At 56.2% G+C, this 14,844-nt stretch carries 15 protein-coding genes; 13 read left to right on the top strand and 2 right to left on the bottom strand.

Annotated elements, in window-relative coordinates; all coding sequences use genetic code 11:
• Positions 1–6: 6 nt before the first annotated feature.
• From CVV65_RS08250 to glnA, 13 genes are all read left to right on the top strand, one after another.
• Positions 7–876, top strand: coding sequence for a branched-chain amino acid ABC transporter permease (locus tag CVV65_RS08250; protein WP_100667716.1), 870 nt, complete (start codon positions 7–9; stop codon positions 874–876).
• A 51-nt stretch (positions 877–927) separates the two neighbouring features.
• A complete protein-coding gene (locus tag CVV65_RS08245) occupies positions 928–1,923 on the top strand; it encodes a branched-chain amino acid ABC transporter permease (RefSeq protein ID WP_100667715.1) in 996 nt (331 codons plus the stop codon).
• Positions 1,893–3,443, top strand: a complete 1,551-nt coding sequence (locus tag CVV65_RS08240) for an ATP-binding cassette domain-containing protein (RefSeq protein WP_100667714.1) — start codon at positions 1,893–1,895, stop codon at positions 3,441–3,443. Before CVV65_RS08245 ends, CVV65_RS08240 begins: the two co-directional genes overlap by 31 nt.
• A gap of 179 nt (positions 3,444–3,622) precedes the next feature.
• Complete coding sequence (locus tag CVV65_RS08235; protein ID WP_100669316.1) at positions 3,623–4,618, top strand: LLM class flavin-dependent oxidoreductase; 996 nt, start codon at positions 3,623–3,625, stop codon at positions 4,616–4,618.
• Between the two features lie 26 nt (positions 4,619–4,644).
• Positions 4,645–5,277, top strand: coding sequence for a flavin reductase family protein (locus CVV65_RS08230; RefSeq protein WP_100667713.1), 633 nt, complete (start codon positions 4,645–4,647; stop codon positions 5,275–5,277).
• Positions 5,274–6,287 (top strand): fumarylacetoacetate hydrolase family protein, encoded by a 1,014-nt coding sequence (locus tag CVV65_RS08225; RefSeq protein WP_198592175.1) that lies wholly within the window; start codon positions 5,274–5,276, stop codon positions 6,285–6,287. The genes CVV65_RS08230 and CVV65_RS08225 overlap by 4 nt, the downstream gene beginning before the upstream one ends.
• Before the next feature lie 37 nt (positions 6,288–6,324).
• The gene (locus CVV65_RS08220) at positions 6,325–7,482 is read left to right on the top strand and encodes a homogentisate 1,2-dioxygenase (RefSeq protein ID WP_100667712.1); all 1,158 of its coding nucleotides are present in this window, start codon (positions 6,325–6,327) and stop codon (positions 7,480–7,482) included.
• 95 nt (positions 7,483–7,577) lie between these two features.
• A complete protein-coding gene (locus CVV65_RS08215) occupies positions 7,578–8,366 on the top strand; it encodes a metal-dependent hydrolase (RefSeq protein ID WP_157935440.1) in 789 nt (262 codons plus the stop codon).
• 116 nt (positions 8,367–8,482) lie between these two features.
• Entirely contained in the window at positions 8,483–9,556 is a 1,074-nt protein-coding gene (locus CVV65_RS08210; RefSeq protein WP_198592174.1) for an AAA family ATPase, read from the top strand.
• On the top strand, positions 9,553–10,170 hold the full coding sequence (locus CVV65_RS08205) for a GTPase domain-containing protein (protein ID WP_100667710.1): 618 nt from the start codon (positions 9,553–9,555) through the stop codon (positions 10,168–10,170). Before CVV65_RS08210 ends, CVV65_RS08205 begins: the two co-directional genes overlap by 4 nt.
• Before the next feature lie 53 nt (positions 10,171–10,223).
• The gene (locus CVV65_RS08200) at positions 10,224–11,576 is read left to right on the top strand and encodes a methionine gamma-lyase family protein (RefSeq protein ID WP_232796737.1); all 1,353 of its coding nucleotides are present in this window, start codon (positions 10,224–10,226) and stop codon (positions 11,574–11,576) included.
• A 137-nt stretch (positions 11,577–11,713) separates the two neighbouring features.
• The gene (locus CVV65_RS08195; protein WP_013075637.1) at positions 11,714–12,133 is read left to right on the top strand and encodes a MerR family transcriptional regulator; all 420 of its coding nucleotides are present in this window, start codon (positions 11,714–11,716) and stop codon (positions 12,131–12,133) included.
• A 77-nt stretch (positions 12,134–12,210) separates the two neighbouring features.
• Positions 12,211–13,551 carry a type I glutamate--ammonia ligase gene (gene glnA / locus CVV65_RS08190; protein WP_100667708.1) on the top strand — a complete coding sequence of 447 codons (1,341 nt, stop codon included), beginning with the start codon at positions 12,211–12,213 and terminating at the stop codon, positions 13,549–13,551.
• Positions 13,552–13,664: 113 nt separating this feature from the next.
• Here glnA and CVV65_RS08185 read toward each other — a convergent pair whose 3' ends face one another.
• Positions 13,665–14,072 (bottom strand): c-type cytochrome, encoded by a 408-nt coding sequence (locus CVV65_RS08185; protein WP_232059657.1) that lies wholly within the window; start codon positions 14,070–14,072, stop codon positions 13,665–13,667.
• A gap of 57 nt (positions 14,073–14,129) precedes the next feature.
• A complete protein-coding gene (gene lexA / locus CVV65_RS08180; RefSeq protein WP_100667707.1) occupies positions 14,130–14,744 on the bottom strand; it encodes a transcriptional repressor LexA in 615 nt (204 codons plus the stop codon).
• Between the last annotated feature and the right edge of the window lie 100 nt (positions 14,745–14,844).

The following is a 14,844-nucleotide window of genomic DNA, read 5'->3' as shown; positions in this document are numbered from 1 at the left end:
ACGGATATGGCAGACACGCTCCAACTTGTCCTTTCCGGCTTGGCATTGGGCGGCATTTACGCGCTGATTGCTGTGGGGTTTGTGACTGTTTTTAAAGTCTGCGGGCTTATCAACTTCGCGCAAGGTGATTTTGCCACCGTCGGCGCACTGTCGTTGGCAATGTTTTTCGCAATCGGATTGCCGACATGGCTGGCTCTTCTCGGCGCGATCGTGGTGGCGGCGATCGTCGGAGGGGTGTTGCACCGTGTTTTTTTAGACAGACTTCGCGATCAGGCGGAAACGGTTCAGATCATTGCTACGATCGGACTGTCCATCGTGCTGCAGTCTGTGGGACAACTGTTGATGGGGAGTCAACCCCGGGCTGTCCCCCCGTTTCTCCCCGGGCAACCGTATCATCTCATGGGCGGAGCCGTTCCGCGGCAGGACGTGGTCATTCTCGTTGCCGTGGCCGTACTGTTCGTACTTCTGTACTTTTTCTTTGAGAAAAGTTACGCCGGTGCCGCTCTCCGAGCTGTCATGTTAAACCGTGACTCGGCGAGATTGCTGGGTATCTCTGCCCGATCAATGGCCACATTCAGTTTTATCATCGGAGCGTCCGTTGCGGGACTTGGCGGTGCAGTGATCGCCCCGGTGACACTGGTTTCGTATGATATGGGGCTTACTTTGGGCCTGAAAGGATTTGTTGCCGCGGTGGTCGGAGGACTTTCTGACGTCCCTGGTGCGGTTGCCGGTGCTTTTATTCTCGGTCTCCTCGAATCGGTGGGCGCCGGTTTTGTTTCGTCGGCCTATAAAGAGGCCATCGCCTTCGTTGTGTTAATCGTGATTCTTCTGTGGCGACCGAACGGTTTGTTTGGCAAGAGCGCCGATCGCGTGTGAAAGCGTGTAAGCCATGATGCTTTGAGGTGTCAAAAAGAGAGGAAGAATCCCATGCGACGAAAGTCTGTGTACCTGGCGCTCGTTCCCGTGATCGTTGTGGTCTGTCCGTGGATCGTGGGTCCGTTTTGGACACAAATCATGTTGTTGACCGGGCTATATGCCATCTGCATCCTGGGTCTTTCTCTACTGATCGGCCATGCAGGACTGGTATCCTTGGCCCAGGCAGCCTTTTGGGGGATTGGTGCTTATGTTTCCGCATTCCTGTCCTTGAAGCACGGGTTTCCGACAATTTTGGCGCTCATGTCGGGTTTGGCGGTTGCAGGCATTGTCGCCTTTCTACTCGGTTGGTTGACCAGGCGCCTGGCCGGTCATTATCTGACCCTTGTCACTCTTGGGGCCGGAATGATCATGAATCTCATTTTTGTCGAAGAATCGTGGTGGACTGGTGGAGCCTCCGGACTCAGCGGAATTCCTCACCTATCTCTGGGGTCTTGGGTGATCGATTCGGACCTGCGAATGTATTATCTGGTGTGGGGAATCCTCGGGCTTGTCATGGTATTGATTTGGAACCTCCTCCATTCGCCGTGGGGGCGCACCCTTCAGGCTACCAGGGATAGTAGTACCGCAGCGTCCGCGACCGGAGTGGATGTCGGACGATTCAAGGTCCAGGCCTTCGTGGCCAGTGGTGTCCTAGCGGCTTTGTCCGGAGCCCTCTACGCTCACTACATGACCTTCGTCAGTCCAGAGTTGTTTAGTTTTAAGCAATCGATCCTCTTTCTTCTCATGGCCGTCGTGGGCGGCCCTCTCTCAATATGGGGACCGATTATTGGTGCATTGGTTCTGACCGGTCTAACCGAAGCCTTGCGCAGCGTCATGCCGATGTTCGGCACGGATGCTGTGGGACCGTTGGAAACGCTGATCTTCGGGGTGCTTCTGCTGGTGGTTATTCTGTTTCTGCCTAGCGGGGTCATGTCTCTTCCGGCCAAAGCAAAGATCGTAAGGGGGGAAGGTAAACCGTGGCGCCGATACTCGTGGCCGAGAACCTGACCAAGCGATATGGCGGGATTTACGCCCTTCGCAAGTGCAGTTTCGAGGTAAACCATGGGGAAATCATCGCGGTGATCGGACCAAACGGCTCCGGCAAATCCACCCTATTTAATTGTATTACCGGGCTTACTCGACCCGACGAGGGTGAGATCTTGTTCAACGGCCAATCGCTCATAAATATGCCACCGCATCGAATTGCCGAGCTCGGCGTTGGCCGTACCTTTCAGAACATCAATCTATTTTCAGAACTTACGGTACTTCAGAATGTCCAGATCGGGATCGCTTCATTCCGCAAGGTAAAATTCTGGAAGGCCCTTCTCACAGGTGGAAGGGGAATCAGTCGTCGAGCCGAATCTGATGCCCGATCAACTCTTCAACACTTCGAGTTAGAGTCGCTAGCCGATATACCGGCCAGGGAGTTATCGTTCGGGCAGCAGCGATTGGTGGAACTGGCGCGCGCCCTAAGCCAGAAACCAAAGTTACTGCTTTTAGACGAGCCGGCTTCCGGATTGAATCAGAGCGAACGTGAACGACTACTGGAACTGTTGGTCGACATCAGTCGTCAAGGTATCGCCGTGATTTGGATTGAACATGACCTGGGTAGCGTCATGAAAGTGGCTCACAAAGTGGTGGTTCTCGAATTCGGCGAGCAAATTTGTTACGGAGCCCCGGAAGAGGTGCAAAAGGACCCGAAGTTCATTAAGGCGTATGTAGGCACAGAAAAGGAGCCCTATTTCAATCGAACGATTGAACGTAGTTTACAACAAAAAGAACCTCTGTTGACCGCCCAAGATCTTCACACCTCCCGGGGCACGGTGCGTGCACTGAATGGGGTGAGCCTGAGGATCGGTCAAAGTGAATTGGTCGCTATCATCGGCCCAAATGGAGCCGGGAAATCCACGCTCTTAGGTACCTTGGCGGGTCAGTTTCGTCCTCATCAAGGGCAGGTTCAGTTTCGGAACATGTTGATTACCGGTCTTGCTCCGGAGTCGGTGCACCGTTTAGGAATCACCCTGGTTCCCGAACGGCGTGGCTTGTTCCCGACCATGACTGTAGAAGAAAACTTAATGCTTGGCGCTTATGTAGAAGTTGCATTTATGAGATCGCTGGGTTTGCCGCCGAAGGAGGTGATGCAACGATGTGAGAAGATATACGCGCTGTTCCCTCGATTGAAGGAACGAAGAGAACAACTGGCAGGCACCTTGAGTGGAGGGGAACAACAGATGTTGGCCGTTGGCAGAGGTCTGATGGCCGAGCCCGTGTTGCTGATGCTAGACGAACCATCTTTAGGATTGGCGGAAAAGCTTGTGGAGCAACTGTTTGAAGCCCTGCGTCGACTAGCGGACCAAGGGACAACCGTCCTTTTGGTCGAGCAGAATGCCCGAGCGGCGCTGTCTATCGCGGACCGGGTCGTCGCCCTTGATCGGGGAACCGTTCGTTTTGAGGGCTTACCGGATGAATTCGGGGAAAAGGAGATTCTCCACCTCTATAATGCACGACCGATGGAAATCGGCCTATAAACGAAATGAAGTCGCCGAAGCCGGCGATCTTAAGCTGTCTACCCACGGGGGAAGGGGGAACACCCCGACCTCGGGAAGTGGGTCGGGCGCAGCCATGGATGTTCAGACAAGGCTGTGCTTTTTTGTCGATAAAAATGAAGATCTCGCAGACTTTTGTCCGCGATTCGGGAGGGATCACTGTGAAGTTCAGTTTGTTTACCGTCTTTGACAACTATTCGGAACTTGTTCCCCGGTCGGCGGGTCAATTTTTCGACGAGGTTTTGGAACAAACCATGCAGGCGGAGCAGCTAGGATTTGATGGCGTCTGGTATGCGGAACACCATTTTTCCGAGTACGGGGTCAGCCCCTCGCCGCCCGTCCTCCTAGCTGCTGCTGCCAAAATGACCGATCGGATCCGATTGGGAGTGGCGGTATCCGTCCTGCCGCTGCGGGATCCGGTTCAAGTCGCCGAAGATTATGCGGTGGTGGATGTCCTGTCCGGGGGACGCTTGAACATGGGCCTGGGAAGCGGATATCTGACTCATGAGTTCCACGGGTTCAAGGTACCGATGGGAGACAAGGCGCTGCGGTTCAACGATGCACTGGATGTGCTGCTGAAAGCATGGAGAGGGGAGACTTTCTCCCATGAGGGGCCTTATTTCCAATATCCGGAGATCCGGTTAAACGTGGTCCCGGTTCAACGTCCGCACCCGGAATTGTGGGTGGCATCTCTTCGCCAAGAGGGAGTCAAACACATCGCTCGCATGGGACACCGGATCATGGGCATCGCGTACGTGAACAGCAATTCCCGGGAAGAGCTGGCCGAGGTCATTCGGACGTACAAAGAACATTTTCGATCCCATGGACACGGAGACCCCGAGCAATTGGAACTTCCGGTGGCCTTTCATGTCCATGTCGCGCCATCCCTGGCCGAAGCAGAAGCTAACGCAAAAGAAGCCATCAATCTGTATTTGCGCACCCGCAAATACGGAAAGAACATCCAGTACGAAGATTTGCGGGCCAGGGAACAGGCGATCTTCGGCAGCCCCGATGAAGTCGTTGAACAGATTCAGCGCTATCGGGCAATTGGGGTAAACCACTTTATGGCCCTCATGAATTTCGGCGCCCTGGAACATCGAAAAGTCATGCAATCCCTCGAATTGTTCGCAAAGCACGTCATTCCTGCCCTGCGTTAGAAGACCGTGCAGGAGGAGGTGCAGTGATGGAACTGGATCCCGCGAGGTTCGATCGCCAACACAATTACAAGCTCCTGATCGGAGCGGTGCTGCCCCGCCCGATCGCATTCGTGACCACCAGGGGAAGAGACGGCTTGGTCAACGCGGCACCGTTCAGCTTTTTCAACGTGGCAGCCTCGGATCCGCCCATGATCACCCTTTCGATCATGCGGCGGGGCGGGGTCATGAAAGATAGCGCGCGCAACATTTCAGAGACCGGAGAGTTCGTGGTCAATGCCGTACACCGGGATCTCGTCGCCGTGGCCAACGCCTGCTCCGCGGACTACCCGCCGAACGTCAGCGAGGTGGAGGTGGTGGGAATCGATCTCGTCCCGAGCCGAAAAATCAACGTGCCGGGGATTGCAAAGGCCCGAATCCGCATGGAGTGTCGATTGGAAACCATGATTCCCTTGGGGCGCGGTCCGAATGCCGATTTGATCGTGGGGGAAGTGATCCACCTCTTTGTCGACGATGCGCTGTATCGGGACGGAAAAATCGACCTGCACCGATTTGATCCCGTGGGACGCCTTGCTGGCGCTGACTATTGCCGGGTGGAATCGATTTTCTCGCTGGTGCGGCCGACTCCCCCGCAGGCTGGTGAAGGAGGTAAAGCCCGGTGAAGTTTGTCTCCTATCAAACGGCTCATTTTGCCCCCCTCCGGCCCGGGTGGATACTATCAGACCGGTGGGTGGTGGACATGGAGTTGTCCCTTTACTGGGGCAGGGAGGAAGGTATTGTGGATATTTCCCCGACCATCTTTCCGAAAACCATGTATCAGGTGCTCCAACGTTGGGACCTGTGGCTGCCGATGATCCGGACGATCGACACCCTCATGCGGGAACGCATGGCAAACTGGGGGGCGCAAGCGGAACCGGGAGAGCAGGCGCATCAGTTCCTTGGACCGCTTTTGCATTCTGCGGACACCGTCCACCTCGGCCCTCCGGTGCAACCTTCGACATTTCGCGATTTTTACGCGTTTGAAGAGCACGTGCGAAACGCCCGGGCTCGTCGGGGTCTGGACGTCGTTCCGGAGTGGTACGAATTCCCTGTCTTTTACTTCTCCAATCCGAATACCTTACTCGGGCCGGGAGAACCCGTTCGGCGTCCGCCTTATACAACCATGCTGGACTATGAACTGGAGACGGCCTGCGTCCTGGGGAAAGGGGGGATCGACGTATCTCCGGAAGAAGCCGAATCCATGATCGCGGGCTACATGATTCTCAACGATTGGAGCGCCAGAGACGTCCAGCGGGCGGAGATGAAGGTGGGGCTGGGTCCGGCCAAAGGGAAAGATTTTGCTACGTCTCTAGGCCCGTGGTTAGTCACCCCCGATGAGCTCGAACCATACCGAATCGGCGATCGCTATGATTTGGAAATGACAGCCACGGTCAACGGGGAAGTCTACTCAAAAGGGAATTTGAAAGATATTTACTTCACGTTTCCGCAAATGATTTCTCGGGCCTCGCAGGGCGTGCGCCTGGAGCCCGGAGAACTGATCGGATCGGGCACTGTAGGCTCTGGATGCATCCTGGAACTGGGTCCAGAAACGCATCCGTGGCTGCAAGTGGGGGACACCGTAATGTTGACAATTACCGGACTGGGGTCGCTGAGTAACACCGTTGTTGAATGACGGTTGATTGAAATGAAAGGAAAAGGGGAGAGCCGTGATGCCCTTTTATCACAAACTCGGTATTGTGCCGAAGAAACGCCACATCCAGTTTCGCAATCCCAAAGGAGGTCTGTACCTCGAAGAGGTGTTTGGCACCCAGGGATTTTCGGGGATTCAATCGATTCTCTATCATCTGCACACACCATCGGCAGCGAGAGATTATGAGATGATTGGCCAAGTCCCGATGGATGAAGAGGGCAGCGATCAGCCCGGACACCACCGCCATTTTCGAACGTCGGCGCTGAAACCATCGGGGGATCCGGTTGCAAGCAGGCTACCTCTGTTGTTCAACGATGATGTACGAATTTGCCTGGCGAAGCCCACCGAGCCGATGAACTATTTCTACCGGAATGCCGAAGGCGATGAACTGATCTTTGTTCACCAGGGCACCGGGGTGCTGGAATCCGTATTCGGGGAGTTGCGATTCGGCCCCGGAGACTATCTGGTCATTCCTGTCGGCACCACGTATCGGCTCAACTTGGGCGAGGGCGATAACGTACATTATGTGATCGAGGCCAAGGGTCCCATCGCACCTCCGTCGAGGTACTTGAATCAATACGGGCAGTTTATGGAAGACGCACCCTTCTGCGAAAGGGATATCCGGGTGCCGGATCGGTTGGTGACCCATGATGAGCAGAGGGATCACGAGATCCGCATTCGGCAGAAAGGGAAGATTTTCCGCGCTGTGGTACCCCATCATCCTTTGGACGTTGTCGGCTGGGACGGCTATGTGTACCCTTGGGCATTCCACATTGAAGACTTCGAACCACGAGTAGGGAAAATCCATCTTCCGCCACCGGTTCATCAGACATTTCAAGGGCCGGGCTTTGTGGTCTGTTCATTTGTCCCTCGACTGTACGACTTTCACCCCGAGGCCATTCCGGCGCCGTATTATCACAGCAACATCGACTCGGACGAGGTGTTGTATTATGTGCACGGCGAATTCATGAGCCGTAAAGGCATTGAACCCGGATCCCTAACACTCCATCCCCGGGGGGTGGTTCACGGACCCCAACCCGGAAAAATCGAGGCGAGTATTGGTCAGCGGGAAACGAACGAGCTGGCAGTCATGGTCGACACCTTCCGGCCATTGACCGTCTCTACGCATGCCCGGGAATGCGAAGATTCAGGCTATCCCTTCAGCTGGTTGGCCTGAGAAGACGTCCGACCATCTTGCTCCAGCGGGGTTATACCCCGCTTTTTGCTCTAATCATAAATGAACAGATCAACTGCGTTTTAGGAGGGGTGGTTATGAAAATCTTGCGTCTTGGCCACGCGATGTATGCCTTCGCTACACGAGGCGGAAAGCGGTATCTCATTGATCCGTTCTTCGATTTGAATCCGGGTTGCCCGGAGAAGTACACACAAACGGAATTCTTGCAAAGTGTCGATGGCGTCTTACTCACGCATGGTCACTTCGACCACGTGAGCGGATTGTCGTTACTAAAGCAGGCAAACCCCGAAGTACTTGTGGTGTGCCAATATGAACTCGGGATGATTTTGATACGGGAAGGATTTCAGAACGTTTACCCGATTAATCTTGGAGGCAGTGTGGCGTTGGAGGGTGTAACGGCAACAATGGTTCCGGCTCGCCATACCTCGTCTTACCGAGAAACGGAAGGGAACCCAATTTACGCTGGAGAGTCAGCCGGCTACGTGTTGGAATTCACCGGTGATCATACAGTCTATCATTCCGGTGACACCGCGATTACAATGGACATGAAGCTCATCCAGGATTTATACGAACCGAAAATCGCCATTCTTTCTGCATCCGGGCATTTTACGATGGGACCGAGAGAGGCCGCCTATGCGGTGCGAAACCTTTTGCGGGTCCGATACGTCATACCGAGCCACACGTTTCCGACGGAAGCAACTGCCGCCCGGAAGGACGTGTGGCAGAACCTGGTGCAAAATGTGCCGGCGGTTAACGCGATGATGGGCCGGGACGAGGAGCTCGCCGAACTCCTGCAGGATGACCCCCATACCCGGGTAGTGATTCTGGGCTACGGGGAAGAACGAGATTTCGACATGTCAGACTGACCTGCTGTCGGATCCTCTTCCGACTTCCGTCCGCGGTCCGCGACGGTGGATCTAGGCATTCACCCATCTCCAGCCTCGCGCATACACTGCAGCAACACGCGCGAGGAGGAGTTGCCGTGAACAAGACGGGAAAACGACCGAGTCCTGCCGCGGAACGAATCCTTCATCGGTATGTCCAGGGGGAGTTGGCGCTTGCCGAAGCCCTGCGACAGCTCTATGCGTTCCCGTCCCGTACCCCTGAGCACTTTCGGCCGGCCAAATCGACGACACAGGTCGTCGACCTGGGGCATTCCCGGCTTCAAACGGTGAAAACTGCGGAAGACGGGGCCAAGAGGACATCAGCGGATTCCTACGAAGATCTTTTCCGCGAGATGCTCGACGAGTTAAACCGGTTTATCGGCCTTCACCGCCTCAAAAATGTCCTTCACGAGGCCTTTGCTTTCGCCGAAATTCAAAGGCGCCGGGAGGAGCTGAACCTCAAGGCGGAACCCGTGGTCTGGCACATGATTTTCCAGGGCAATCCCGGGACGGGAAAAACGACCATGGCCAGGTTTATGGCCAAATGGCTGCATCGTTTCGGAATCCTCAGCAAGGGACAACTGGTCGAGGTAGAGCGCGCCGACTTAGTGGGTGAGTATATCGGCCACACGGCCCAAAAGACCCGGGAACAAATCCAGCGCGCCCTGGGAGGGGTACTGTTCGTGGATGAAGCCTATTCCCTGGGCCGGGGAGGCTCTAAAGATTTTGGCCGAGAGGCGGTCGACACGCTGGTGAAGGCCGCGGAGGACAACCGGACTGACCTGGTCGTGGTGCTCGCCGGATACCCTCGGGAAATGGAGGCATTCTTACGCCTGAATCCTGGGCTCCCTTCCAGGTTTCCGATCCAATTGCATTTCGACGATTACTCGGCCGACGAACTTCTCGCCATCGCCGACCGCATGTTGGCCGAACGGGAGTATCGGCTCTCTCCTGACGCCCGGCGCCGGCTCAGCGCCTGGTTGAGCGAACAAACCGCCGTCGGAACGTGTTTTGGCAACGCCCGCTTTGGCAACGCCCGCCTGGTCCGCAACGTGTTAGAACGCGCCCAGCGCCGCCAGGCCCGCCGCCTCCTCCGAGAAGGAATCCCGGACCGGGAGGCGTTGATGACTCTTCAGGCCGAGGATTTCACCTGGGAGGTGGGGGAGAGGTGAGGATACAGGGGACGGTGGTCGGCATCACTGCCGCTGGAAAAACCATGTTCTGGCTACAACTGGGGGCTCTGCTCGCCGGCCGCAAGCTGCCCATTCGCCGGATGGATCAGCAGGGACGCACCGTCAAGGAGCGGTTAGCCGCGGAAGAAGCCCGCCGGCGGCTGTGCGCCTTCGGGCGGCACAAGACCCAAGAACCGCAATGGGTGGACGCCGCGGTACGGCGCTGGCACCCTTGGATCAAATTGCGGCTTGTCGATACGGCGGGTTTGGTGGCGGATATCCATCCCGACACACAACTTCGACAACATATGGGAGAGTCTCTTCGGTGTCTGTCGGAGAGCAGGATCTGGTTTCACGTCGTCGACCTCGGGCGCACCGCGGCCCAGGGCTTTCAACTGAGTGATGTCGATCGTACGCTGATGGAAGTGGGCAGGCAAACGTCCCATTACGTCGTCATCGGGAACAAAATCGACTTGCCTGGCGCGGCCCGGGCGGCGGAGATGCTTCTGAAACACGGGGAAGATATTCCGATCTTCGTGGTGTCGTCTCTTTATCGCACGGGCTTTACACCGGTGGTACAATGGCTGCGAGAGGTCTGTAAACATTCCGCTTGACGGGCGCGAAATGCGAAGACACCTCGTCACCCGTTTATGATAGAATCCGGAACATGGGGCCCGGAATTGCGGAGTTCACGGGCCGCGTTATCAGCAATGAGGTGAGCACCATTCACACAGAAGGTCCACACAGCGATCGCCAGGAGGATTTCACGCGGATCGCAGAAGCAATCGAAGACCGGATTGCCCGGCGCCGCCGCGCCATTGAACGCACGGCCATGATGAATCAAGAGCGGGTACTGGAAGCCTTTCGGCACTACCGCGTCGCCGATGTGCACCTGCGGGGATCGACGGGATATGGGTACAACGACCGGGGTCGCGAAATCCTCGATGGCATTTATGCCCGGGTCTTCGGGGCGGAGGCCGCTTTGGTGCGCCCTCAGATCGTGTCCGGGACCCATGCGCTGGCCCTGGCACTGTATGGCGTTCTTCGCCCCGGGGATCGGTTGGTCTATGCAACCGGAGAGCCGTATGACACGTTGCGCACCGTGATCGGGGAGGAAACCGGTCAAAGTGAGGGTACATTGCTGGAGTGGGGGATAACCTATACACAGGTGGATTTGACATCGGATAACCGGGTGGACCTGGAAGCGTTAGAGAAGGTACTGTCCGCGGCCCCCGTTCGTATGGTGGTGTTGCAGCGCTCCGGGGGTTATTCGGGTCGCCGGGCGCTTTCGGTGGACGAGCTCGAACAGGCCATCTCCTTGGTCAAGAAAATCCAAGCGGATGCGGTGGTTCTCGTGGACAACTGCTACGGAGAGTTCACCGAAACCCGGGAACCCACTGAAGTTGGGGCAGACTTGGCCGCGGGCTCGTTGATCAAAAATCCTGGAGGGGGATTGGCGCCCACCGGCGGGTACGTGGTCGGGCGAAAAGATCTCGTCCATGCGGCCGCTTGCCGCTTGACAGCCCCGGGAGTGGGGGAAGAGGCCGGGCCGACGGGCGTGGAATGGCGCCTGTTTTACCAGGGATTTTTCCTCGCCCCTCACGTGGTTTCCCAGGCGCTGCAATCCGCGGTGTTCGGTGCCGCCCTTTTTGAAACTTTGGGCTTTCCAACCCGGCCCCGGTGGAATGATCCCCGAAGCGATCTGGTCCAGCAGTTCGATCTGCCCTCGGCGGAGGCCGTGCTGACGTTCTGCCAGGCCATCCAGTCCGCATCTCCGGTGGATTCCTACGTCGTCCCCGAGCCCTGGGCCATGCCCGGGTATCCCGACCCAGTGGTCATGGCCGCGGGGACCTTCGTCCAAGGCGGATCCCTGGAACTGTCTGCGGATGCCCCGATGCGCCCCCCGTACCGGGTTTTTGTCCAGGGTGGTTTAACCTACGAACACGGTAAACTTGCTTATCTGCATGCGGCTCAGGCCTTGCGTTCCTCCGGCTTTCTCCCTAAAAGTGAGCGGGCCTAACAGTTACGTTAACTCACATCGAGTTGACAACTTTGCGCCCCTGGGGGTATAATGAATAGGAAAATGAGTGCATTCCCCGTCCGTGAACCCCGTGATCAGTGGTGATCAGTATCGGAAGCCAAAGGGGATGATCGCGTATGTCAGATGATGTGCGGCGCAATTTGGCCCTCTTTCCCATCGGGATCGTACAGAAGTTGACCGAGTTGAGCGCTCGGCAGATTCGGTATTACGAACAGCAGGGATTGATTCAACCCATTCGCACCAAGGGCAATCAGCGCCTTTTTTCTTTCCGGGACGTCGAACGCCTGCTCGAGATCAAGAAACTGATCGATCAAGGTCTGAATATCGCGGGGATTAAAAAGGCCTTGGGACCGGCCGAAAAACCCACTGATGTCGAAGACCTTCCGAAGGAAGAGCGACTTGCGGTGGAAGGGAATCGCAACCTCACGGACCGGGACTTGCACGAGTTGCTGAAAAAAGAGCTCATCGCCCAATTGGAGCGACCGGGTAGGCCGGCGTCGCTGATCCAAGGCGAGCTCTCCCGGTTTTTCCGTTAAAGAGCGAGACGATTCCCTGTCAGAGGGCGGGGAATCGTTTTGTTACATATCTGTGAAGAGAAGAAAGGAGTCCATCGATGCCACGCCAGTACACACGTGAAGACATTATGCGAATGGTCAAAGAAGAGAACGTCCGTTATATTCGCCTCCAATTTACTGACTTGCTCGGTATTATCAAAAACGTCGAAATCCCGGTGAGTCAGTTGCCCAAAGCCCTGGACAACAAGATCATGTTCGACGGTTCTTCGATCGAAGGTTTCGTCCGCATCGAGGAATCGGACATGTATTTGTATCCGGATCTCAACACTTGGCTAATATTTCCCTGGATCGGGGGAGACGGAGGGCGAGTGGCCCGGCTGATTTGCGATATTTACCTTCCGGACGGCACTCCCTTCCCCGGAGATCCCCGGGGAATTCTCAAACGAGTCCTGCGCCAAGCCCAGGACATGGGTTTCTCCACCATGAACGTCGGGCCGGAACCGGAGTTTTTCTTATTTAAGATGGACGAGTCCGGAAATCCCACCACCGAAGTGAACGATCAAGGGGGATACTTTGATCTGGCTCCGGTAGACTTGGGGGAAAACTGCCGCCGGGAGATCGTATTGGCCTTGGAACAGATGGGCTTTGAAATCGAGGCCTCCCATCACGAGGTGGCGCCTGGCCAGCATGAAATCGATTTTAAATATGCCGATGCCGTATCGGCGGCGGACAATATCATGACCTTTAAGTTGGTGGTCAAGACGATCGCCCGGCAGCTCGGTCTGCACGCCACCTTCATGCCAAAACCGGTGTTCGGGATTAACGGATCCGGCATGCACACCCATCAATCCCTGTTCCAGGGGAGCGAGAATGCGTTCTACGATGAACGGGACGAGTTTGGCTTGAGTGAAACGGCGAAACAGTACCTGGCCGGAATCCTCGCCCATGCTCGGGCGTTCACCGCCATCGCCAACCCTACGGTGAACTCTTACAAGCGTTTGGTGCCAGGATACGAGGCGCCGGTTTACATCGCGTGGTCCTTCCAGAATCGGAGTCCCTTGGTGCGAGTGCCCGCTTCCCGGGGCTTGAGCACCCGGATCGAAGTGCGCAGCCCAGACCCGTCGGCCAATCCGTACCTCGCCTTGGCGGCCATGCTGGCTGCGGGACTGGATGGAATCCGCAACCGCATGCCCTTGCCGGAGCCGGTCAATCGCAACATTTACGTTATGACGGAAAGCGAACGCGTGCAGGCTGGGATTTTGACGCTGCCTGCCAGTTTGAAAGAAGCTCTGGATGAGCTGAGCCGGGATGAAGTCATCGTCAATGCCCTGGGGGAACACGCGTTTACACATTTTGTCGAGGCGAAATTGATTGAGTGGGATATGTTCCGCACCGCCGTCCATCCCTGGGAGCGGGACCAGTACTTGAACCTGTATTGATCGGTGCCGTAAAACAAAAGACGTGGAAGCTCGCCCTAAAGGAGGCGAGCCGATGGATTAAACAACCCCTGCAGCACTCTGCAGGGGTTGTTGCCTGTTGATGAAGTTCTGCGTTACTTTTGCTTCGCCAACCATGCAGCCACTTGCTTGACTTGGTCATCGGACTGGAGTCCGCCCTTGGGAGGCATAATCGGTGGATAACCGGCTACCGGCTTCGGATTGTTGATATACTCCACCAGTTGCGCCTCGTTCATCTTGCTCCCGATGCCAAGAAGCTTGGGCCCAGTCTGACCTTCCAAATTCGCTCCGTGGCAACTCGCGCAGGATTGAGAGAAAATCTGTGCGCCCGGGTCGCTCGTATCAACGGGTCCGGAGCTACCCCCTGACCCCGAACCGCTCGCCGTGGCCTCGGTCGACCGTCCCGTTTGAATGGGGAACCAGTTGGCAAATACTCCGATGATAAAAACGAGGCCGAGAACCACCGGTAGGGCAGCCAGAGTCATGCCTTGCCATCTCTTCACACTGACGTCCTCCTGTTCTTAGACTGAGCTGAAACCATCTCTCTTCATTCTACTACTTCATCGAATCGAACGGTAGAGACCGATCACGAGGCCGAGAATTGTCACATTCTTGTAATAGAGTGGGGCCATGGTGGAATTCTCCGGCTGAAGGCGAATGCGATCTTTCTCCTGGTAGAATCGCTTCACCGTGGCTTCGCCTTCATCTGTCATCGCCACAACAATATCGCCGTTTTCGGCGGTGGGTTGCTGGCGAACCACCACCAAGTCCCCGTCAAAAATCCCGGCCTCAATCATGCTGTCGCCGACCACTCGGAGCAAGAAGACGGGGTCTCCCCCGGTCCAAGACGCAGGGAGGGGAAAATAATCTTCGATGTTTTCGACAGCGGTGATCGGCAACCCCGCGGTAACCCGGCCCACCACTGGAGCCATGGTGACCGGCCCGACCGTTTGTGCATCCTCCTCCAGAATTTCAATGGCTCTGGGTTTCGTCGGATCCCGGCGGATGTACCCCATCTGCTCTAGCCGACCCAAGTGACGATGGACGGTGGCACTGGAAGACAAGTTCACTGCCTCGCCGATCTCCCGAACGGAAGGAGGATAGCCTTTCTCTCTCACTTCTTTCTTGATGAAATCGAGGATATCCTGCTGCCTTCTTGACAATTTCACGAACATCACCTCTTCTCATGGGTGGATCCTGCACGGATCTCGCAAACTGGACTCGGAACCAACGCTCACCTTTTGGGGCATGAGCTTTACAGAGTCACGGCGCCCA

It is taken from the genome of Kyrpidia spormannii (assembly GCF_002804065.1).
Lineage (GTDB): Bacteria > Bacillota > Bacilli > Kyrpidiales > Kyrpidiaceae > Kyrpidia > Kyrpidia spormannii.
The sequence above is the reverse complement of the archived record's forward strand: the minus strand, read 5'-3'. Positions and strand labels throughout refer to the sequence as shown.